Below are 21745 nucleotides of genomic sequence, written 5' to 3'. Positions count from 1 at the left end.
CGGTGGCTCAACTCGGGTTGAGATCGAGTTCCTGGAGACAGTCCTGGACCCGCCGGCGCAGCTCGTCGAGGTCCAGTGGCTTGCTCAGCCACCCCTGGCATTCGAGCTTGGCTTTCAACTCACTCACCGCACTCAGCACGATCACCGGCAGGTACCGGGTAGCTGGGGCCTGACGCAGCAAACGCAGCAGCTGCTCCCCGTCAAGCTCCGGCAGATTGAGGTCCAGTAACAGCAAATCCGGCGGATCGGCCAGCAGGTGCTCCAACGCCACCCGCCCATTGCCGATTACGCTGACCTCAGCCAGATCGGCCAGCGCCTTGCGCACCAGCAGCTGGCTGGCCGGATCGTCTTCGACATAAACAATCCGAGGCCGATGGCGAAGCGGCCGTTGGCTGTGCGTGGCAAGCAGAGGCAGGGCTATCCAGAAACGGCTGCCGATCCCAGGCGCGCTCTTCACACCGATACTGCCGCCCATCAGTTTGGCGTACTCCAGACATAGCGATAGGCCGATTCCCGCGCCCTGAATATTCGAACTCTCACGGCCAAGCCGGCGAAACGGCTCGAACAGCTGCGCCTGCAGGCCTTCGTCGATTCCGAGACCGGTATCTTCGACCACCAGCCTCACCTGGCCGGCAACCGTCTCGATCCGCAGCACAATCTGCCCGCCTGGCTTGTTGTATTTGATGGCGTTGGAAAGCAGATTGAGCAGCACCTGACGTAACCGGCGTGACTCGGCCTGCACCTCGACGGGCCCTGGCGGCAGATCGAAATCCAACCGCAGCCCGTGGCGCTGAACATCAAGCGCCACCAGCTCGGCGCACTCACGCATCAAGGCGGTGACTTCGACAGACTTGAGCGTCAGCCGGGGCCGTTCGGCCTGTAGGCTCGACCAGTCGAGAATGTCGCCGAGCAGCTGGTTCAGGTGCCGGCTGGCCAGCAGGATCTCATCGAGGTAATCAGCGGCTTCCGGCTGCGCATCCGGTGAGCAGTCCATACGCATCAGCTGGGCAAACCCGAGGATCGCATTCAGCGGCGTACGCAGCTCATGGCTGATGCTGGATATCAGATGAGTCTTGGCCTCGTTGGCCGCGTGCGCCTGCTGGATGGCCTGGCGCAGATCGTCCTCGACCCGCTTGATCGCATCGATATCCACATGAGTACCGGCCACCAGCGTCGCTTCGCCTGTTCGAGGATCCCGCTCGAGCACGCGGCCGCGACTGAGCAGCCAGTGATACTCGCCCAGTGCATCCGCGAAACGGAACTCGCTTTCATAATGCAACGCCTGCCCTTCATGCATCCGGTCCAGTTCGGCCCGCACCTGAGCAACATCGAGCGGATGGATGCGCTGCAGAAACTGAGCCTCGCTCAGCTGCGCCGAAGACAACCCGAAGCGCGCAGGCAGGCGTCCACGAAGCTGCATCACGCCGCGGCGCATGTCGTTTTCCCAGAGGCTCTCAGTCGCGCTTTCGAGTACCAGCTCGAGATGCTCCTGAGCCTCCGCACGCTGGGCCTCGCTGTCTTCCAGCTGGGCGCCGATGGCCTGGGTGTGCTGTGCCAGATCGTCAAGCTCGCGGATTTCTGACGAGACGGGATCTGGCCGCCACCGACCGAGACCGATCTGGCCCATCATCTGAGAAATCCCCGCGATTGGCTTCAGCAGTGCCTGGCTGAGCTGGCGCGCGCGCAGCCACATGTACGCGAAGAACAGCAGATAGAACAACACCAGCCCGGCAATCAGCAGATAACCGATCTGTTGAAAGCGACTGGCCAAAGCGTTGGTCTGGCTGAAAACGGCATTTTCGTCGACCACCGCCAGCAGGTGCCAGCCGGTTTGCGGCACCGTTGTCCAGGCCACCAGCCGCTGTTTGCCTTTGAGCTCCAGGCTCATGACCCCTTCACCTTGGGTAGCGAGCGCCTTTGCCAGTTCGCGTGTCTGACCGCGACGATCGAGCCGGAAATCTTCAGGCTTGAGGGTTTCCTGGCGCACGGCGTCGTCGTAGTAGTGCTCGGTCAGCTCGTTGAGCCCGAATTCCCGTTCACCCGACTCCGGCAGCGCCATGATGCTCAGGTCGCGGCTGACCAGCATTGCATAGCCATCCCAGGGCACACGCAGACCGCTGATCTGATTGAGGATGCCGCTAACAGTGATATCGATACCGTTGACACCTTCCAGCATGTCACCCCGGTAAACCGGCGCCACGGCCGACATCATCCAGCCCTGCCCGGCCGGATCGAGGTAGACGTCGGTCCATACCACCCTGCGCGCCGGGTTGTGCCAGGCATTTGCCAGGTAATAGAAGTTGTAGCTGGGAATGTTCACATCCGGCGCGTACTGCCGGGCCGTGTCGAACCAGGGATAGATATGGTTGTAGCTGTCCCAACTGTTGAAATAGAGGCTGGCGACCAGCGGGTTGCTGGCGTGCAGTTCCTTCATCAGCGGGTCGAGCCGATGAAGCTTGGCAACCTTTTGCAGATCGTGGCGCTCCGGTGGTGTCAGCCCCGAGTAGAAGCTGGCGGCGCCGCCCGAGTCGCGGGGGCTATAGCGAACCCCATCGGCGTTGAGTTCAAGCGGCACCGGCGCTATCGGGCTGTCGTCTTCCAGCGCACGAACGGTGAGGTTACGAAACAGGGTGGCCGCGTTCGCCACTTCCTGCAGCTGCTGGCTGATCACCCGAGATTCACGAGCGACCGCTGTCTGCACTTCGGACAGCGCCGTTTCGCGCAGGTGCTCGATTTGCGCATCGCGGATGGCACTGTTGGTCAGCAGGTAGGCCGCGATCAGCACGACCTCGACCAGTACCAGTGGGATCAGCGTTGTCTGAACGAAGGCACGCCAGATCCATCGGCGTATCCCAGTTGGGTTTCTCGACACAGCGCGGCTCCAGCGTTCCGATTCAAGCGCTTGGCTTGCTCACGCCCCGAATCCTAGCATGGCCGTGAGCGCGGCCGATTTACCCGGAGGTCCGCGCGAATAACCAGCCTTCGGAGCGCCCTTTTCTCAACGCCTCGCCAGTTCCATCAGGTCGGCCCGCCATTCCGCGTCACGAGGTAACGCCAGGAACGAGGGGTTGAGGAAGTTCTCCCGTGCTTCGTAGGTCAGCGCTGCACCGGCGATATCCAGCACCTCACCACCAGCGCCTTCCAGTACCCCCTGGGCAGCCGCCGTGTCCCATTGAGAAGTCGGCGCCAACCGCGGGTAACAGTCGGCGGCCCCCTCGGCCAACAGGCAGAACTTCAGGGAGCTGCCGACACTGGCCAACGCGAGCTCGCCAAAACGGTGCCGCAAGCCATCGAGCAAGCGTTCCTGCGCCGGGCTCGAGTGGCGACGGCTCGCAACGACGGTAAAGCCGCCCGCTGCCTGATGCCGCACCCGCAGCGGCTGCGCCGCAGCATCGGCTTCGGCACGCCAGGCACCGAACCCGGCCCCTCCGTAATAGCAGCGGCCGTTGGCCGGAACCCCGACCACACCGAACAGCACCTGCCCCTGCTCGATCAACGCGACATTGACGGTGAATTCTTCGCTTCCGGCGATGAACTCCTTGGTGCCGTCCAGCGGATCGACCAACCACCAGCGCGTCCAATCGGCACGCTCGGCGAGGCCCAGCGCGCAGTCCTCCTCGGACAAAACCGGGATGGCCGCATCCAGCGCGCGGAGACCATCGGCCAATAGGTGATGGGCCGCCATGTCAGCGGCGGTAACGGGCGAGGCATCGGCCTTCTCATGCACCTGCACATCGTTGCGCCAGTGCGGAAGGATCGCCTCGCCCGCGGCGCGGACCAGATCGATGACGGGTGCCAGATAGGGATGGCTCATTGATCGAATTCGCCCCGTTGGCTGAGCAGGTCACGCACCAGGTACAGCGCTGCGAGGGCGCGTCCTTCGCTGAACTGCGGGTTCTGGATCAGGCTGGATAGTTCGCGCAAATCCACCCGATCGACGCGCATCGGCTCCGGCTCGTCCCCCGGCAGCTGCTCGGGATAGAGATCGCGCGCCAACACCACCTGAATCTTCTGGCTCATGTAGCCCGGCGACAGCGAAAGCTCGGTGAGCAGCTCCAGACTGCGCGCGCCGAAACCGGCCTCCTCCTTCAATTCCCGGTTGGCCGCGTCGAGCACGTCTTCGCCCGGCTCGATCAACCCCTTGGGCAGCGACAGTTCGTAGGTATCGGTACCGCCACAGTATTCCTCGACTAATAACGCCCGGCCGTCGGCTTCCAGCGCGACGATCATCACCGCGCCATAACCGGTCCCCTTGCCCACCAGCCGTTCATAGGTACGCTCCACGCCATTGGAAAACCGCAGCTGCAGTTCCTCAACACGGAACAGGCGGCTGCTGGCGACGATCTCACGGGCAAGTACGGTAGGTTTCTGGCGCATGGGGATATCCTTGAAACGCGAAGGCCAATCATAACCCGGCTTTTTGTGATCGCTGCGAACGCTTTGCATCGAGCCGACCGCTGTCGCACCATTGTGCCAACCGCCGAACAAGAGTCTGCCATGATCGCTTCACTGCCCTGGTCCGATATCGACACCGTCCTGCTGGACATGGACGGCACCTTGCTGGATTTGCATTTCGACAACCATTTCTGGCTCGACTTCCTGCCGCAGCGCTACGCCGAGCTGCACGGCATCAGCCGCGCCATGGCCGAGCTGGAGCTGGCCCCACTGTTCAACGAACACGAGGGCAAGCTCACCTGGTACTGCCTGGATTTCTGGACCCGCGAGCTGAACCTGCCGATCCGCGAAATGAAGCGCGAAATTGCTCATTTGATCGCGCTGCGGCCCGCTGCAGACGAGTTTCTCGCAGCCCTGCGCGACGCCGGCAAGCGCGTGGTGTTGATCACCAATGCCCATCGCGATTCGCTATCGCTGAAGCTCGAACGCATCGAGCTGGCCCCCTGGTTCGATCGCCTGATCAGTTCTCATGACTATGGCTTTCCCAAAGAGCAGGCCCAGTTCTGGCACGCACTGAAGACGGACCTCGATTTCGATCCGGCAACCGCCCTGTTCATCGACGACAGCCTGCCCGTCCTGCGCAGCGCGCGGGCTTACGGCGTCGCCCACCTGCTGGCTATCAGCGAACCGGACAGCCGCCGCGGCAAGAAGCAAACCGAAGAATTCACAGCTGTCGACGATTACCTCGAGCTGATTCGCAGCCTGCAGGGTTTCTCGTCCTGACCGAAAGTGGCTGGCGTGCTTAACTCAGGCCCATGTGTTTCCGCCTTAGAGAGATGGTGAGCGGATGGTAAAAAGGGCTATCCGGGTGACCGATGTGCACCTTGCAAACGAACGCTACATTAAGTGCAAAACTGTGGCCCACCCGGCTCGCTCAAATGGATGAACTATGGCTTTAGACGCAGGATCCTGGCCTTCCGAACGCAGCGAAATGGGCCGGCAGATCCGCCGGCGCGATTGGAGCGCAACGGTGCTGGGCGCGATCGAGCACTGGCCGACGACCCTGAGTGTGTTGCTCGACACCGTGCTCGACGCGCCACTGCCGATGTGCATCCTGTGGGGCGAAGCCGGCCTGCAGCTGTACAACGATGCCCATGCCGCTGCCATCGGAAATCATCATCCGGGCGCGTTAGGCATGCCGCTACAGCACACCGCGCGCGAGGCGTGGCCGGCAATGCTGGAGGCCTACCAGAAACTCGTTCGCGACGAAGCCTGCCTGCTTCGCCATCAGTATCTTCCGGGACCTGGCCAGCACGGGACAGGTCAGTGGTTCGACCTGTCGATCAGCCCCATCCGCAACGGCAGTGGCGTCGCTGGCCAGCTGTTGTGTTTGCGGCCCAGCGAAGACGAAGCACTTCGACGCCGCGAAGTCGAAATGAACATGATCACCGACGCGCTGCCGGTGCTTATCGGCTTCGTCGATAAAGACCTGCGTTACCGCTACAACAATCGCCATTACGAAGAGTGGTTCGGCCATTCCCCCGCCTGGCTGTATGGCAAACATCTGGTGGATGTTGTTGGCGAGCGCGCCTTCAACGCGCGCTCATGTGAGATCGCCAAGGCTCTCGCGGGCGAAGACGTGATCTTCGAGGCCTTCATGCCGCACCAGGATGGCAGTCAGCGGCAATCACTCATACATTACTTGCCGCGTCGCGACGACAGCGGTGACGTGCTGGGTTTCGTGGTGCTGGCTCAAGACGTCAGCGAACGCTGGGAGGCTGAGCAGGCGCTGCGCGAGCTCAACGATACCCTTGAAAGCCGCATTCAGGAGCGCACCACTGCGCTAGCCGAAGTCTACGAACGTCTGCTGACCGAAATGGCCAGCCGGGAACAGGCCCAGGAGGCGTTGCGTCAGGCACAGAAGATGGAAACTGTCGGCCAGCTCACCGGTGGCATCGCGCACGATTTCAACAACATGCTTACCGGCATCATAGGTGGGCTGGACCTCATCCAGCGTTACAACCAGTCAGGCCGTCATGGCGAGACCCAGCGCTTCATCGATGCCGCCGTCACCTCAGCCAACCGTGCCGCGGCGCTGACCCATCGCTTGCTGGCCTTCGCGCGGCGACAGCCGCTGAATCTCAAGCGAGTCGACCTCAACGAGCTGGTCGATTCGATGCGCGATCTGATCGTACGGACGCTGGGCAGCCATATTCTGGTCGATGCGCTGTTGCAGCCGGACCTGTGGCCGGCCAACAGCGATGAGAACCAGCTGGAAAGTGCCCTGCTCAATCTGGTGATCAATGCACGCGACGCCATGCCCGACGGCGGCAGCCTCTATATCGCGACGGCCAATGTGACCCTGCAGCAGGGCGAGGTGGGCGAGCTGCCAGCCGGACGTTATGTCAGTCTCAGCGTCATCGACAGCGGCTGCGGCATGACACCCAAGGTACTGGCGGCGGCCTTCGAGCCCTTTTTCACCACCAAACCCATCGGCCAGGGCACCGGGCTCGGATTGTCGATGATCTATGGCTTCGCGCGGCAGGCCGGTGGCCACGTCCAGCTGCGCAGCGAACCGGGCAACGGTACCGAAGTTATCTTTTATCTACCGGCACACCATTCATTGCTGGCGACCGAGGTAGCGGTCCCGCCGCTTGCACAGACCACACATGCGGCGCGGGGCGAGGCCGTGCTGGTGGTCGAGGATGATCCTGCCGTACGCCTGCTGGTGCTCGACGTGCTGGGCATGCTCGGCTACTGCGCACTGGAGGCGGCCGAGGCCAACGCGGCGGTCAAGTTGCTGCAGAGCGACGAGCGTATCGACTTGCTGGTATCCGATGTCGGGCTGCCGGGAATGAACGGCCGACAGCTGGCGGATGTCGCCCGCGAGCACCGCCCTGGGCTGCGTGTGCTGTTCATGACCGGCTACGCGGAGCAGGCGATCAGCAGCGGCTTTCTCGATGCCGGCATGGACCTGATCAGCAAACCATTCACCATCGATCAATTGGCGGCACGGGTACGCAAGATGCTCGTAGACATGCCCTAGCGGGCGCGTGCGGTCAGATCCATATGCGCAACATTAACGGGAGGCGCCCGGCGATTTTACAGAGCAATGACCTGAACATAGACGGTCGCTGAAGCTACCCTGATCTGCGCCGGCCAAGCTGCGGGATTTGCCGCAGCTACTTGCAAGCAGTGCCCGGCCAGGTTCTGTTACAGAGGGCTGTAGACCCGCGGTGCGTTGTGGTGCGGCAGGTGGATCAGATTGAGGTGGTGCTGACGCGCCCAGCGCACGCAAAGGTCGGTCGGTGCCGAGAGGCTGACCAGGGTCGACAGACCCGCACGCACGGCCTTGTGAATCAACTCGAGACTGCAACGGCTGGTAACTACCGCGAAGCCCAGACGGCCGTCACGGCCCTCCCGCCGCAGCGCACCGATCAGCTTGTCCAATGCGTTGTGGCGACCGATGTCCTCTCGGCACAGCACGATCTCGCCCTGCTCGTCGACAAACAGCGCGGCATGCAGTGCACCGCTCTGGCGCGCCAGGCGCTGCGCGTCGTTGATGCGATCGCGCAGCTCGTGCAGATGCGCGGCCGGAGGCAGCGGGCTGGGCGCCAGCGTGGTCAGTTTCGGCAGCGCCTGTTCGATGGCCTCCACACCGCAGAGCCCGCAGCCGCTGGTCCCGGCCAGATTGCGCCGCTGCTCCTTGAGCGCCCAGAACGCCCTATTGCCGATCTGCACCTCGGCGCTGAATGCGTCACCGCGACGATTGAGCTGGATGTCATGTATGTCTTCGATACCGCCAACCACTTCACCGCTCAGACTGAAGCCAACCACGAAGTCTTCCAGCGCACTGGGCGAGACCATCATCACCGCATGGCTGATGCCGTTATAAGCGATGGCCAGCGCGCACTCTTCCGCCAATACCGCGCGGCCCGAACCTGCCGCGTCATCCAGCTCGACATAGGTATAAGCGTCCGGCGCGGAGCTAATGACGGGCATGGTGGTACTAAGGGGCGCAGGACGCGGCATGAGGGTATTCCTTGCAGTCGAGCTGTAAGGATATTCGACTCAGGCGTGTACCTGCGGTTCGATCTGGTCACGCAGCCCGCTCAGAGCACTCAGGACGAACGGATTCAACCCTTCGCCGGCCGTGGCATCCAGGTGCGCAAAAAGCGCCGTACGCATCTGCGGGTCCCACTGGCGCTTGAGATGCAAAGCAAAGTCCATGCGCGCCTGCTCGGCGTCGGGCTGGGATGCGAAAAAGGCGCCAATCTGGTTGGCCATCTTGATCAGTTGCGTGGCATTCATGCCCATGGACGTACTCCGCTGTTCGACCAGGAAACCGCACCGGCTGGCTGCCAGGCGCGGCACGGGGGCGCATGGCGCACCCCGCCGACGGCTGTCGCTTCGAAGTGGCTCACAACTGCACCACGGGCAGCAGGTTCACCTGCTCGCGGGTGAAGGCGTCGAACTCCTGCTGCCACTTCGAGGGCACCTCGACCTTACGCACCTGCACGGCGGTGACCTTGTACTCGGGGCAATTGGTCGCCCAGTCCGAGTTGTCGGTCGTGATCACGTTGGCACCGGATTCCGGGTGGTGGAAGGTGGTGTACACCACACCGGGCTGCATCCGCTGGGTGACCTTGGCGCGCATCACCGTCTCACCCGCACGGCTGTTGATGCCGACCCAGTCTCCATCCTCAATGCCACGGTCCTCGGCGTCCACTGGGTGCAGCTCGAGAATATCCTCGGCGTGCCAGGCCTTGTTGGCGGTACGTCGGGTCTGTGCGCCCACGTTGTACTGCGAAAGGATCCGGCCAGTAGTCAGCACCAGCGGACGCTTGCGCGAGGTGCGCTCGTCGGTGGCGATGAACTCGGTGATCATGAAGCGGCCCTTGCCACGCACGAACGCTTCCTCATGCATGATCGGCGTGCCTTCCGGCGCCTCGTCGTTGCATGGCCATTGAATGCTGCCCATGCGATCGAGCTTGGCGTAGCTGACTCCGGTGAAGGTCGGCGTCAGGCGGGCGATCTCGTCCATGATCTGCGATGGATGCGTGTAGTTCATCGGATAGCCGAGGGCGTTGGACAGCGCCACCGTCACTTCCCAGTCTTCCTTGCCAGCCAGCGCCGGCATCACCTTGCGCACCGGCGAAATGCGCCGCTCGGCATTGGTGAAGGTGCCGTTCTTCTCCAGGAAGGAAGCACCGGGCAGGAACACGTGAGCGAACTTGGCGGTTTCGTTGAGGAACAGGTCCTGCACCACCACGCACTCCATGGCCATGAGGGCACCGGTGACGTGTTGGGTATCGGGGTCCGACTGCGCCGGGTCCTCGCCCTGGATGTACAGGCCTTTGAAGGTACCGGCATGCGCCGCCGCCAGCATGTTCGGAATGCGCAGACCTGGCTCATCGAGCAAGGTGACGCCCCAGGCTTGCTCGAACTGCGGGCGCGCGACCGGATCGGAAACGTGACGGTAGCCCGGCAGCTCATGCGGGAAGGAGCCCATGTCGCAGGAGCCCTGCACGTTGTTCTGTCCGCGCAACGGGTTCACGCCGACGCCCGGGCGACCAATGTTGCCGGTGGCCATGGCCAGGTTGGCGATTGCCATTACCGTGGACGAACCCTGGCTGTGCTCGGTGACACCGAGGCCGTAGTAGATCGCCGCGTTGCCGCCAGTGGCATACAGCCGCGCCGCAGCGCGCACCTCGGCCGCCGGTACGCCGGTCAGCTCCTGCATGGCTTCGGGGCTGTTGCGCTGCTCGCTGACGAAGGCGCGCCATTGCTCGAACGGCTCGGCCTCGCAGCGCTCGGCGACGAAGGCCTCGCTGACCAGATTCTCAGTGACGATCACGTGCGCCAAGCTGTTGAGCAGCGCAACGTTGCTACCCGGACGCAGCTGCAAATGGTGCTCGGCTTTGATGTGCGGGCTGCGCACCAGATCGATGCCACGCGGGTCGGCGACGATCAGCCGGGCGCCCTCGCGTAGGCGGCGCTTGAGCTGCGAGCCGAATACCGGGTGCCCGTCGGTGGGATTGGCGCCGATTACCAGCACCACGTCGGCGGACAGCACCGAATCGAAGTCCTGGGTGCCGGCGGATTCACCGAGTGTGACCTTGAGCCCGTAACCGGTCGGCGAATGGCAGACCCGCGCGCAGGTATCGACGTTGTTGTTGCCGAACGCAGCACGCACCAGCTTCTGCACCAGGTAGGTTTCTTCGTTGGTGCAACGCGAGGACGTCAGCCCGCCAACCGAATTCTGGCCGTACTGCGCCTGGATCTCCTTGAAGCGCCGGGCGGCATAGCCAATCGCCTCGTCCCAGCTCACCGGCCGCCAGGGGTCGCTGATACTGTCGCGGATCATCGGGGTCTTGATGCGGTCCGGGTGAGTGGCGTAACCCCAGGCGAAGCGGCCCTTTACGCATGCATGGCCGTGGTTAGCATGACCGTTTTTGTTCGGCACCATGCGCACCACTTCGTTACCTTTGACCTCGGCCTTGAACGAGCAGCCGACGCCGCAGTAGGCGCAGGTGGTGGTGACGCTGCGTTCGGCCTGGCCCATCTCAATCAGCGACTTTTCGGTCAGGGTGGCGGTCGGGCAGGCGTTCACGCAGGCGCCGCAGGACACGCACTCGGAGTCGAGGAAGTCCTCGGCCTGGCTGGCTGCGACCCGCGAGTCGAAGCCACGGCCATCGATAGTCAGGGCGAAGGTGCCTTGCACCTCTTCGCAGGCACGCACACAGCGGTTGCAGACGATGCACTTGGCCGGGTCGTAGGTGAAATAGGGGTTGGACTCGTCCTTGGCCTCGGCCAGGTGGGTCTTCACCGGGTCGTAGCGCACCTCGCGCAGGCCGACCACTCCAGCCATGTCCTGAAGTTCGCAGTTGCCGTTCGCCGAGCAGGTCAGACAGTCCAACGGGTGGTCGGAAATGTACAGCTCCATCGTGCCCCGGCGCAGTTCGGCGAGTTTGGGGCTCTGGGTGCGCACCTTCATGCCCGGCTCCACCGGGGTGGTGCAGGACGCCGGGTAGCCACGGCGGCCTTCGATTTCCACGGTACACAGGCGGCACGAGCCGAACGGCTCGAGGCTGTCGCTGGCGCACAATTTCGGCACCGAGATGCCCGCTTCTTGCGCGGCGCGCATCACCGAGGTGCCAGCCGGCACGGTGATGGCGTTGCCGTCGATTTCCACGGTTACCGGGGCGCCGGTGCGGGCAGGGGTGCCATAGTCGAGCTCACGATACAGGGCCATGTTTATGCCTCCGGATCAGCGGACTTCGGCGGTGTCGCCGAAATCCTCAGGGAAATGATTGAGTGCGCTCAACACCGGGTAGGGTGTCATGCCGCCGAGGGCGCACAGCGAGGCACCGAGCATGGTGTCGCATAGGCTCTTGAGCAGTTCGATCTGGCCCGGCTGCGGCCCTTCGGAGCGGGCGACGATGATCTGGTCGAGCAGCTCCTCGCCACGGGTCGAGCCGATCCGGCAGGGTGTGCATTTGCCGCAGGACTCGACCGCGCAGAACTCCATGGCGTAGCGCGCCATATCGGCCATGTCCACGGTGTCGTCGAAGACCACGATGCCACCGTGACCAAGCACCGCGCCGAGCGCGGCGAAGGCCTCGTAATCCAGCGGGGTGTCGAACTGCGACTCCGGCAGATAGGCGCCGAGGGGGCCGCCGACCTGCACTGCACGGATCGGACGGCCACTGGCCGAACCGCCGCCGTATTCATAGAGCAGTTCGCGCAGCGTGATACCGAAAGCCTTCTCGACCAGACCGCCACGGGCAATGTTGCCGGTCAGCTGAATGGGCAAGGTGCCGAGCGAACGACCCATGCCGTAATCTTTGTAATAGGCGCCGCCCTTATCGAGGATGATGGGCACCGAGGCCAGCGAGATGACGTTGTTGATAACCGTCGGTTTGCCGAACAGCCCCTCGATGGCCGGCAGCGGGGGCTTCGGCCGCACGGTGCCACGCCTGCCCTCGATGCTCTCGAGCAAGGCGGTTTCCTCGCCACAGATATAGGCGCCCGCGCCGCGGCGCAGCTCCAGCTGGAATGCGTGGCCGCTGCCGAGCAGGTCGTCACCCAGGTAGCCGGCGGCGTTGGCGCTGACGATGGCGGCGTTGAGAACGGCCTCGGCATGCGGGTATTCAGAGCGGAGGTAGATGTAGCCCATGGTCGCGCCGACGGCCAGGCCGGCGATGGTCATACCCTCGATCAGCACGAAGGGGTCGTCTTCCATCACCATGCGGTCGGAGAAAGTGCCTGAGTCGCCTTCGTCAGCGTTGCAGACGATGTACTTCTGCGCGGACTCGCAGCCGAGCACGGTGCGCCATTTGATGCCCGTCGGGAACGCTGCACCGCCGCGCCCGCGCAAGCCGGACTCGGTGACCTCGGCGACGATTGCCTCGGGCGTCATGCCCAGGGCGCGCCTGAGGCCGCGATAACCGTCGTGAGCGATGTAATCATCCAGCGACAGCGGGTCGGTGATGCCGACACGGGCGAAGGTCAGGCGCTCCTGGCGCTTGAGGTACTCGATCTCCTCGGTCAGGCCATGGCCCAGCGGATGTGCCCCGCCTTCGAGAAAACCGGCCTCGAACAAACCGGCAACGTCCTTGGCCTTGACCGGGCCGTAGGCGACTCGCCCTGCGCTGGTCGCCACCTCGACCAAAGGCTCGAGCCAGAACAGCCCGCGAGATCCGTTGCGCACCAGATTCAGTTCGATTCCGCGTGCAGCAGCCTCGGTCACGAGCGCCTTGGCCACCTTATCGGCACCAAGGCTCAGGGCAGTAACGTCGCGCGGCACATAGACAGTAATGGACGGATTCATGCGAGGGTCTCCTGTTCGGCCAGCAGTGCCATCAGCTCTTCGGCATCGACCCGACCGTGCAGCTCGCCATTGAGCATGGCGCTGGGCGCGCAGGCGCAGTTACCCAAGCAATACACCGCTTCGAAGCTCAGGCTGCCATCCTCGAGGGTCTCGCCAAGCGGCAAGCCCAGCCTTTGTTCCAGCTCGGCGGTGAGTGCTTTCACGCCCATCGACTGGCACGCCTCTGCCTGGCACAGCTTGAGCACATGCCGACCCGGTGGGCTGGCGCGAAAATCGTGATAGAAACTGACCACCCCATGCACCTCGGCGCGCGACAGGCAAAGCTCCTCGGCGATCATCGGCAACAGGTCCGGCGGAACCGCACCAAGGCGATCCTGAATGTCGTGGAGGATGGGTAGCAGTGCACCGGGTTGGTCGCGGTGGGCAGCCAACACCTCGCGGGCGACAGCCAGACACTGCTCGGGGGCGAAGCGCTGGGGAAGAATGGCCATGTTCGTAGCTCCAGCCGGCGGCTATAACCGGTACTGTCGGAGGCAAGCGCCACACATCACGGCTGATGGGCCACTTGTCTCTGGCGTAACCCAGCAGGCTCGCCAAATATGAATTGAAGTTCTTATACTTAGGCACCAGAGCGCCAGTTGACGCAAATTAGCACGGGCCATACCTTGAACAAATATGAAGCCAATATCATATGATTAGAATCGAGATTCAGCCGCGCTGGCGCTTCCATCAGCACGATGGCAGCAGCCTGGACCCACAGGGCCTGGCGCTGCTGCAGGCCGTGCACGACACCGGCAAGCTGACCGAAGCCGCTGCCCGCGTCGGCTATTCCTACCGCCATGCGTGGAATTTGCTGGGCAAGTGGGAGGCGTTCTTCGGTAGCCCCCTGATCGATCTGAAACGCGGCAAGGGCGCACGCCTGGCGCCGCTGGGAGAGAAATTGCTGTGGGCCGACCAGCGCATCCGCGCGCGACTGTCGCCGCAGCTGGACAACCTGGCCGGTGAGCTGGAACTGGAACTGAACCGGGTTTTGCAGGCCAGCAAACCCGGCCTGCGCATCCACGCCAGTCACGGTTTCGCCGTGGCGGCGCTGCGCGAGTGGCTGGAACGCGACCCCAGCTGGCAGTGGGAGGTGCAGTTTCGCAGTGGCAGCGAGGCGATGATCGCCTTGCAGCGCCACGACTGCGAGGTGGCCGGCCTGCACGTACCGGCCGGGCCGCTCGGCGCATTGAGCATCAACCGCATCCAGCCCTGGCTGCGCCCCGACCAGCGGGTGATCACCTTTGTCGTGCGTACCCAAGGTCTGATGCTCGCCCCCGGCAACCCACTCGGCATCAAGGCGCTGGCAGACCTGGCGCGCGCCGAGCTGCGCTTCGTCAACCGCGAGCCGGGCTCCGGTACACGCCTGCTGCTCGAAGACCTGCTGCGCCGCGATGGTCTGGATAGCACAGCGATCAAAGGCTTTCACAGCGAGGAGTTTACCCACGCGGCAGTCGCCGCCTACGTCGCCAGCGGCATGGCTGATGTCGGCTTTGGCGTCGAGGCGGCGGCGCGCCAGTTCGGCCTTACGTTCATTCCCATGGCCCGCGAACACTACTGTCTCCTGTGCCGCGAGGACAGCCTTGAGCTTCCGGCAATGGCCGCGCTGCTGCGCGTACTACAGGACCCGGAGTTCCAGGAACGCATCAGCCGTCTGCCAGGCTATGCCCTGAGCCGTCCCGGCGAGGTGCTGCCTTTTACCCAGGCAGTGGAGCAATGGAGTCGCGAAAGCCTGCTCTGAGTCGCTCAAAAGTGGTGGGGAAATCGTGAGCCGCCTCCCAATTCTGGCGAGCGGAACAAGCGAAGCGGGAACCTCCCGCGGCTCCTTCAGTCTATGGCGCAAATCTCGCCGCTAGGCGGCTCTGTCCTCGAGGTGTCTATGAAGTCTCTGCAGTTGCTCCTCCTCTCCCTCGGCCTGGCCAGCGGCGGTTCTGCCATGGCGAGCAATACCGAAGCCGCTGTCGGCGGTGCACTGGGTGGTGCGCTCGGCTCGGTCGTCGGTGAGCACATCGGCGGTTCGACGGGCGCCACGATCGGTGCGGGTGTCGGTGGTGCCGCGGGCGGCATGGTCGGCGCCGACAAGCGCAGCCGTACCGAAGCGGCCATCGGCGGTGGCCTGGGCGCAGCGGGCGGCAACGTCATCGGTCAGCGTGTCGGCGGCAGTACCGGTGGCCTGATTGGCGCAGCCGTGGGTGGTGGCGCAGGTGGAGCTATCGGCAATGCCTACGGCGATGACGACTATCGAGACGACCGCCGCTACCGGGACGACCGCCGTTATTACGGCCACCCTGGCAAGGCCAAGGGTCACTGGAAACACAAACACAAACACAAACATCACGACTAAGCAGCCGCTCCGTATCGCCGAGCGGGTCAGATCTCCTGACCGCCACAGCTCGGCCCTACGGAAACATCCGGAATACCTGTAGAAGCGGAGTCATTCAGCCACGACCACCAGCGCTTCCAGTGCCTGACGCAAACCACTCGGAATCGGGGTCGGTCGGTTGCTGGCGCGGTCCACGAACACGTGCACGAAGCGCCCCGCCGCACAGGCCTGCGCCTCGCCTGCCTTGAAGATCGCCAGCTCGTACTGCACCGAACTGTTGCCGAGCTTGCCGACACGCAACCCTACTTCCAGCAAATCCGGAAAGGCGATCGAGGCGAAGTAGTCGCAGGACGAACTGACCACAAAGCCCACCACCTCGCCTTCATGAATATCCAAGCCACCACGTTCGATCAGGTAGGCGTTCACCGCGCTATCGAAATAGCTGTAATAGACGACATTGTTCACGTGGCCGTAAATATCGTTGTCATGCCAGCGCGTGGTGATGGGCTGGAAGTGGCGGTAGTCGGCGCGCAGGTGCTGCGGTTGTTCAGCCATTGGAAAATCCTTGGTTTGGCAGAGCGCTGCGCCACGCAAACGCGACGCAGCGCAGGGGTCAATATGCAGCCCGGTAGATCGCCAGCGCGTCAGCCTCGGTCACTTCGCGCGGGTTGTTGACCAACAGGCGCTGCTGGAGCATCGCCTCCTTGGCCAGTTGCGGCAGCATGTCTTCCGGCACACCGGCGTCGCGCAGGCGGGTTGGCAGACCGACGCGGGCGCTCATCTGCTCGAACTCTTCAATCAGCTGCTCGGCGTAGGTAGAGGGATCATCTTTGCGCAAACGATCCCCAAGGATGATCGGCGCCAGCTCGCCGTAGTGTGTGGTGGCGGCGCTGACGTTGAAGCGCAGCACCTGCGGCAACACCAGCGCGTTCGACAGCCCGTGCGGGATATGGAAATTGCCACCCAGCGGATAGGCCAAGGCATGCACCGCCGCCACCGGCGCATTGGCGAACGCCTGCCCGGCCAGGCACGCACCGAGCAGCATGGCCTGGCGCGCCTCGCGGTTGCTGCCGTTGTGCACCGCCTCGTCGAGGTTCGCCGCCAGCAGGCGCAGCGCCTCGCGGGCCAACAGGTCGGACATGGGGTTTTTCTTCAGCGCGCTGGTATAGGCCTCGATGGCGTGCACCATGGCGTCGATACCGGTGGCCGCGGTGACTGCAGGCGGCAGGCCAAGGGTGAGATCGGCGTCGAGCAATGCCAGATCCGGCAGCAACAGCGTGGAGACCACACCCATCTTGGTCGTCTCGCCGGTGGTGATGATGGCGATCTGCGTGACTTCCGAGCCGGTGCCGGCGGTGGTCGGCACCTGAATAAGCGGCAGGCGCTGGCCCTTGGCATTGCCGACGCCGTAGATGTCCTGCAGTGATTGCGCACAGGCCGGATGCGCCAGCAACGCCACCAGCTTGGCAACGTCCATGGAGCTGCCGCCGCCGAAGCCGATGACGAGATCCGCCTGGGTTGCCTTGGCCTGGTCCACCGCAGCCATCACAATATTTTCCGGCGGATCGGCGACCACTTGATCGTAGACGGCGACTTGCAGCCCTTCGGTCTCGAAGCCCGGCAGCACGTCGTTGAGCAGACCGAAGCGAGTGATGCCGGGGTCGGTCACCACCAGCACCGAGCGCGCCCCGCGCTCCTTGCAGAGGCTGGCCAGCCGGCGCGACGAGCCAGGCTCGCAGATCAATTGAGCGGTTGTGGCAAAGCTGAACGGATGCATCGGTGCCTCCTGTGATCGATTAGCTCAAAACGCGAAATCGCTTTCCGGTAACGCCATCAAACACCCGGCACCACCCTGAATAGCTTCACGATGCGCACTGGCCCGCGGCAGTACACGACGCAGATAGAAGTCAGCACTGGCCAGCTTGGCCTGATAGAACGATTCTTCACCAGTGCCCTGCTCCAACGCATCCTGCGCGCGCGCGGCGGCCTGCAGCCAAAGCCCGGCCAACAAGACATAGGCGGAGTACTGGAGAAAATCCACCGAAACCGCGCCGATCTCCTGCGGATCGCGCCCGGTCGCCGCAATAATCTCGGCACTCAGCTCGCGCCATTCGCCGATACGTGCCTGCACCTTGCTGGCCATGTCGTGCAGTGCCGGGCGGTCGATCTGCCGATCACACACCTCGCTGAATTCCGCCTGCAGCGCCGAAAGCTCCGCACCACCATCACCGAGCAGCTTGCGCCGGATATAGTCCAGCGCCTGGATGCCGTTAGTGCCCTCGTAGAGCTGAGTGATGCGGCTGTCGCGCATCAGCTGCTCCATGCCCCATTCGCGGATATAACCGTGGCCGCCGTAGACCTGCACGCCCAGGCTCGCGACTTCTTGGCCCATATCGGTGAAGAACGCCTTGACGATCGGAATCAGCAACGCCGCGCGCTTGCTCGCCGCCTTGCGGTAACTCGGCTCGGGATGGCCGTGTTCGAGATCCAGCTGCCGGGCGCAATAGGCCGCCAGCATGCGGCTGCCCTCGACCAGTGTCTTCTGGGTGAGCAGCATGCGCCGCACGTCCGGGTGCACGATGATCGGGTCAGCGACCTTGTCCGGGTGCTGCGCGCCAGCCAGTCCGCGCGATTGCAGGCGTTCGCGGGCATAGGCCAGCGATCCCTGGTACGCCTGCTCGGCGATGCCTAGGCCTTGCAGGCCGACCTGGAAACGCGCGTCGTTCATCATGGTGAACATGCACGCCAGGCCCTGGTTGGGCTCACCGACGACCCAGCCGGTGGCGCCATCGAAGTTCATCACGCAGGTGGCCGCGCCCTTGATACCCATCTTGTGCTCGACGGCACCGCAACTCAGCGCGTTGCGCTCGCCCGGCGTGCCATCGGCATTGGCGATGAACTTGGGGACCAGCAGCAGGCTGATGCCTTTCACACCGGCCGGCGCATCCGGCAGGCGCGCCAGCACCAGATGCACGATGTTCTCGCTCATGTCGTGCTCGCCGCCGGAGATGAAGATCTTGCTGCCGCTGACCTTGTAGCTGCCGTCCGCCTGGGATTCGGCCTTGGTGCGCAGCAGCGCGAGATCGGTGCCCGCCTGCGGCTCGGTGAGGCACATGGTGCCGCTCCAACTGCCGCTGACCAGCTTCTCCAGATAGGCATTTTTCAGCTCGTCGCTGCCGTGCTTGTACAGCGCCAGCACCGCGCCCTCGGTGAGGCCGGAGTAGATGCGGAAGGACAGCGACGCGCCCATCAGCATCTCGTGGAAATTGCAGGCCACCAATTGCGGAAAGCCCTGACCACCGTACTCGGTCGGCCCGGTCATGCTCGCCCAGCCGTTGTCGACGTACTGTTTGTAGGCCTCGACGAAACCCTGCGGCGTGCGCACCTCGCCGTTTTCCAGGGTCACGCCTTCTTCATCGCTGTTGCGATTGAGCGGCGCGATCTCGCCGCCGGTGTAGCGTGCCGCTTCTTCCAGCACGCCGTCGATCAGCTCGCGGTCCAGGCCGTTGCCCAGCAGCTCGCAATGAGCGGAGGCGTCGAACAGCTCGTGCAACACGAAACGCATGTCGCGCAGGGGGGCCTTGTATTCCATGCTCAAGCCTCCTTTTTGTAATCAACGAAGCGACCGCCAAGGGTGGCCAGGCTGTCGATCAGTTCGGCCGGCTGCCAGTGCGGCCCGTGGCGATCGGCCAGCGCGTTCAGGCGATCACGGATGGCGGGCAGGCCCTGGCGATCGGCCCAGGTCATCGGCCCGCCGACTTCGGCCGGAAAGCCATAGCCGTAGAGGTAAACGGTGTCGATGTCGGCGCTGGATTCGGCCATGCCTTCCTCGAGAATCTTCGCGCCCTCGTTGACCAGTGCCAGCAGGCAGCGCTCGAGGATTTCTTCGCTGCCGATCTCGCGGCGCTGATAGCCAAGCCGCTCGGACTCGCGCTGCACCAGTGCATCCACTTCTGGGTCGTGCTCGGCCTGGCGGCTGCCTTCGGCGTAGCGGTAGTAGCCCATGCGTGATTTCTGGCCAAAGCGTCCGAGTTCGCAGAGGCGATTATCGACCTGTACCTCCGCCTCGTCCTGCCCTTTGCCGGCCAGTTCACGGGCGCGCCATTCCAGGTCGATGCCGACCACGTCGTACATGCGAAACGGCCCCATGGCGAAACCGAAGCCTTGCAGCGCGGCGTCCACCTGATGCGGATAGGCACCTTCGAGCAGCATCATCCGCGCCTCACGCACGTAGGTGGCGAGCATGCGGTTGCCGATGAAGCCCGGGCAGTTGCCGGCAATCACGCTGACCTTGCCCATACGCTTGCCAAGCGCGGTGGAGGCGTCGAGCACCGCTTTGGAGGTCTTCGCGCCGCGGACGATTTCCAGCAGCTTCATGATGTGCGCCGGACTGAAGAAGTGCAGGCCCACGACCTGCTCCGGACGCCCGGTGACGGCGGCGATGGCGTCAATGTCCAGCGCCGAGGTGTTGCTGGCCAGGATGCCGGCCGGCTTCACGATGCCGTCCAGCTCGCGGAAGATCTTCTGCTTCAGCTCGAGGTTTTCGTAGACCGCCTCGATCACCAGATCCACATCAGCCAGCGCCTGATAATCGGCTGCTTTGCTGATGCAGGCGCGTCGTGCGGCCGCTTGAACTTCGTCGATGCGACCCTGGCGCACGTTGTGCGCATAGGTATCAGCCACCACGCCCAGTGCCTGATCGAGCATTTCGGGATTGTTGTCCAACCACAGCACCTGCACGCCGGCGTCGGCCAGGCTCATGACGATACCGCGGCCCATGGTGCCCGCGCCGATCACGGCGGCGGTCTGGATATCGAAGCGGGTTTGGCTCATTGCAGCTGTCCTCGTCGCAGGGCGGAAAAAACTGGAGACCAACCATAGACGAAGACGCTACTATTTTTGAAATTTAGTCTTGTGATGTTTCAGATTCATCAGATGAATATCTACAACTTCGATCTCAATCTCCTCCGCGTGCTAGACGCCCTGCTGCGTGAGCGCAACGTTTCCCGTGCCGCCGAGCGGCTGTCACTCAGCCAACCGGCGGTCAGTAACGCGCTCAATCGCTTGCGTGAATTGCTCGATGATCCGCTGCTGGTTCGCGTGGGCCGGGCCATGCAGCCCACCCCGCGAGCACTGAGCCTGGAAGCGCCGATTCGCGATGCGCTGCAGCAGATCGAGCACACGCTCAATGCCGGGGACTTCTTCGACCCCGCCACCAGCCGCCAGCGTTTCGTCATCGCCGTGACCGACTACGTTGAGCTGATCTGCATGCCAGCGCTGATGGCGCACCTGACCCGGGTCGCACCGGGCGTGCAGCTCGCAATCCGACACCTGACCCCGAGCCTGCCTGCCGAAGCGTTGGATAATGGCGAACTGGACTTGGTACTGGGCCGATTCGTTGAGGTGCCGACGCGCTTTCGCACGCGTCGTTGGGCCAGCGAGACCCTGCAGGTCGCCATACGCAAGAGCCATCCGCTGGTTGGCGAAACGTTCAACCTCGATGGTTTTTTGCGCCTTCGCCACCTCTGGGTGCACGGCGGGCAAACGCGCGGAATGGTCGATCAATGGCTGGAGGAACAAGGGTTGAGCCGGGACGTCGTGTATACCACCCCGAACTACCTTCAAGCGGCGCATATCGTCGCCAGCAGCGATCTGGCCGCCGTACTGCCAACACAGCTGGCTCGCTATTTCGCGGAGCTGCTCCCGCTACAGCTACTCGACCTTCCCTTCGATCTCGGCAGCTTTCGGTTGGATATCGTCAGCGTCGCCCAGCGTGAACGGGATGCAGCTTTGCAATGGCTGATCGAGCAGATCGTAGCGGTGGGTGAAAATCACAGCCTGCAGCGCTAAGGCAGGTCAGCGCTGATTTTAACCGGGGCCACTGACGGCGTCGGCGGGTATCCGTAGAAATGCCCGCCAGTTTTCATAGGCAACAAAAAACCCGCCGAAGCGGGTTTTTCCTGACCATCCGAATCCTTCCGGTTGCCGTCCTGGCGATGGTCGATCTTCCTTGATCCTGAGCGCGTCCTGCGCTTCAGAGCTGGGCATAGATTAGTCATTCGACTGAATCAGCTAAAGAGCCAAAGGCTGGGATCCTTGTAAGCATTTCGCCATTCGGGAACAAACGCATCGTTTCGAGGTATCGCCTGTTTCTG

At 63.5% G+C, this 21745-nt stretch carries 17 protein-coding genes; 5 read left to right on the top strand and 12 right to left on the bottom strand.

What is annotated here, in order from left to right:
* Positions 1-7 precede the first annotated feature (7 nt).
* From RT21_RS02510 to nudE, 3 genes are all read right to left on the bottom strand, one after another.
* Complete coding sequence (locus tag RT21_RS02510; protein ID WP_046161489.1) at positions 8-2872, bottom strand: ATP-binding protein; 2865 nt, start codon at positions 2870-2872, stop codon at positions 8-10.
* A 126-nt stretch (positions 2873-2998) separates the two neighbouring features.
* A complete protein-coding gene (cysQ, locus tag RT21_RS02505; protein ID WP_046161488.1) occupies positions 2999-3814 on the bottom strand; it encodes a 3'(2'),5'-bisphosphate nucleotidase CysQ in 816 nt (271 codons plus the stop codon).
* Entirely contained in the window at positions 3811-4377 is a 567-nt protein-coding gene (nudE, locus tag RT21_RS02500) for an ADP compounds hydrolase NudE (protein ID WP_046161819.1), read from the bottom strand. Before nudE ends, cysQ begins: the two co-directional genes overlap by 4 nt.
* Positions 4378-4497: 120 nt before the next feature.
* Between nudE and yrfG the strand changes: the two genes are divergently transcribed.
* Both yrfG and RT21_RS02490 read left to right on the top strand, forming a co-directional pair.
* Positions 4498-5178 carry a GMP/IMP nucleotidase gene (gene yrfG, locus RT21_RS02495; RefSeq protein ID WP_045423386.1) on the top strand — a complete coding sequence of 227 codons (681 nt, stop codon included), beginning with the start codon at positions 4498-4500 and terminating at the stop codon, positions 5176-5178.
* Positions 5179-5344: 166 nt separating this feature from the next.
* The gene (locus RT21_RS02490; protein ID WP_046161487.1) at positions 5345-7441 is read left to right on the top strand and encodes a PAS domain-containing protein; all 2097 of its coding nucleotides are present in this window, start codon (positions 5345-5347) and stop codon (positions 7439-7441) included.
* A 167-nt stretch (positions 7442-7608) separates the two neighbouring features.
* On the opposite strand, the gene fdhD is transcribed toward RT21_RS02490, so the two are convergent.
* The 5 genes from fdhD to RT21_RS02465 all read right to left on the bottom strand — a co-directional run bounded on the left by fdhD (position 7609) and on the right by RT21_RS02465 (position 13719).
* Positions 7609-8427 (bottom strand): formate dehydrogenase accessory sulfurtransferase FdhD, encoded by an 819-nt coding sequence (gene fdhD, locus RT21_RS02485; protein WP_046161486.1) that lies wholly within the window; start codon positions 8425-8427, stop codon positions 7609-7611.
* Between the two features lie 39 nt (positions 8428-8466).
* On the bottom strand, positions 8467-8712 hold the full coding sequence (locus RT21_RS02480) for a formate dehydrogenase subunit delta (protein WP_082082099.1): 246 nt from the start codon (positions 8710-8712) through the stop codon (positions 8467-8469).
* A 103-nt stretch (positions 8713-8815) separates the two neighbouring features.
* On the bottom strand, positions 8816-11650 hold the full coding sequence (gene fdhF / locus RT21_RS02475; RefSeq protein WP_046161485.1) for a formate dehydrogenase subunit alpha: 2835 nt from the start codon (positions 11648-11650) through the stop codon (positions 8816-8818).
* Positions 11651-11665: 15 nt separating this feature from the next.
* Positions 11666-13228 (bottom strand): formate dehydrogenase beta subunit, encoded by a 1563-nt coding sequence (locus RT21_RS02470; protein ID WP_046161484.1) that lies wholly within the window; start codon positions 13226-13228, stop codon positions 11666-11668.
* Entirely contained in the window at positions 13225-13719 is a 495-nt protein-coding gene (locus RT21_RS02465) for a formate dehydrogenase subunit gamma (RefSeq protein WP_052724717.1), read from the bottom strand. Before RT21_RS02465 ends, RT21_RS02470 begins: the two co-directional genes overlap by 4 nt.
* A gap of 200 nt (positions 13720-13919) precedes the next feature.
* Between RT21_RS02465 and RT21_RS02460 the strand changes: the two genes are divergently transcribed.
* Positions 13920-15008 (top strand): substrate-binding domain-containing protein, encoded by a 1089-nt coding sequence (locus RT21_RS02460; protein WP_046161483.1) that lies wholly within the window; start codon positions 13920-13922, stop codon positions 15006-15008.
* Positions 15009-15146: 138 nt separating this feature from the next.
* Positions 15147-15611 (top strand): YMGG-like glycine zipper-containing protein, encoded by a 465-nt coding sequence (locus RT21_RS02455; RefSeq protein ID WP_046161482.1) that lies wholly within the window; start codon positions 15147-15149, stop codon positions 15609-15611.
* 90 nt (positions 15612-15701) lie between these two features.
* On the opposite strand, the gene RT21_RS02450 is transcribed toward RT21_RS02455, so the two are convergent.
* Genes RT21_RS02450 through RT21_RS02435 form a run of 4 tightly spaced genes read right to left on the bottom strand, consistent with a single transcriptional unit; the run spans position 15702 to position 20423 of the window.
* A complete protein-coding gene (locus RT21_RS02450; RefSeq protein WP_046161481.1) occupies positions 15702-16145 on the bottom strand; it encodes an acyl-CoA thioesterase in 444 nt (147 codons plus the stop codon).
* Positions 16146-16203: 58 nt separating this feature from the next.
* A complete protein-coding gene (locus RT21_RS02445; RefSeq protein WP_046161480.1) occupies positions 16204-17367 on the bottom strand; it encodes an iron-containing alcohol dehydrogenase in 1164 nt (387 codons plus the stop codon).
* 24 nt (positions 17368-17391) lie between these two features.
* Positions 17392-19182 carry an acyl-CoA dehydrogenase C-terminal domain-containing protein gene (locus RT21_RS02440; protein WP_046161479.1) on the bottom strand — a complete coding sequence of 597 codons (1791 nt, stop codon included), beginning with the start codon at positions 19180-19182 and terminating at the stop codon, positions 17392-17394.
* A 2-nt stretch (positions 19183-19184) separates the two neighbouring features.
* The gene (locus RT21_RS02435) at positions 19185-20423 is read right to left on the bottom strand and encodes a 3-hydroxyacyl-CoA dehydrogenase (protein ID WP_046161478.1); all 1239 of its coding nucleotides are present in this window, start codon (positions 20421-20423) and stop codon (positions 19185-19187) included.
* A gap of 102 nt (positions 20424-20525) precedes the next feature.
* Between RT21_RS02435 and RT21_RS02430 the strand changes: the two genes are divergently transcribed.
* On the top strand, positions 20526-21440 hold the full coding sequence (locus RT21_RS02430; RefSeq protein WP_046161816.1) for a LysR family transcriptional regulator: 915 nt from the start codon (positions 20526-20528) through the stop codon (positions 21438-21440).
* The last annotated feature ends 305 nt before the right edge of the window (positions 21441-21745 follow it).

The sequence above is a fragment of the Pseudomonas sp. 10B238 genome (genome assembly GCF_000970615.1).
GTDB lineage: Bacteria > Pseudomonadota > Gammaproteobacteria > Pseudomonadales > Pseudomonadaceae > Stutzerimonas.
Note: the sequence above shows the minus strand (reverse complement) of the source record. Positions and strands in the feature narration are given on the sequence as shown.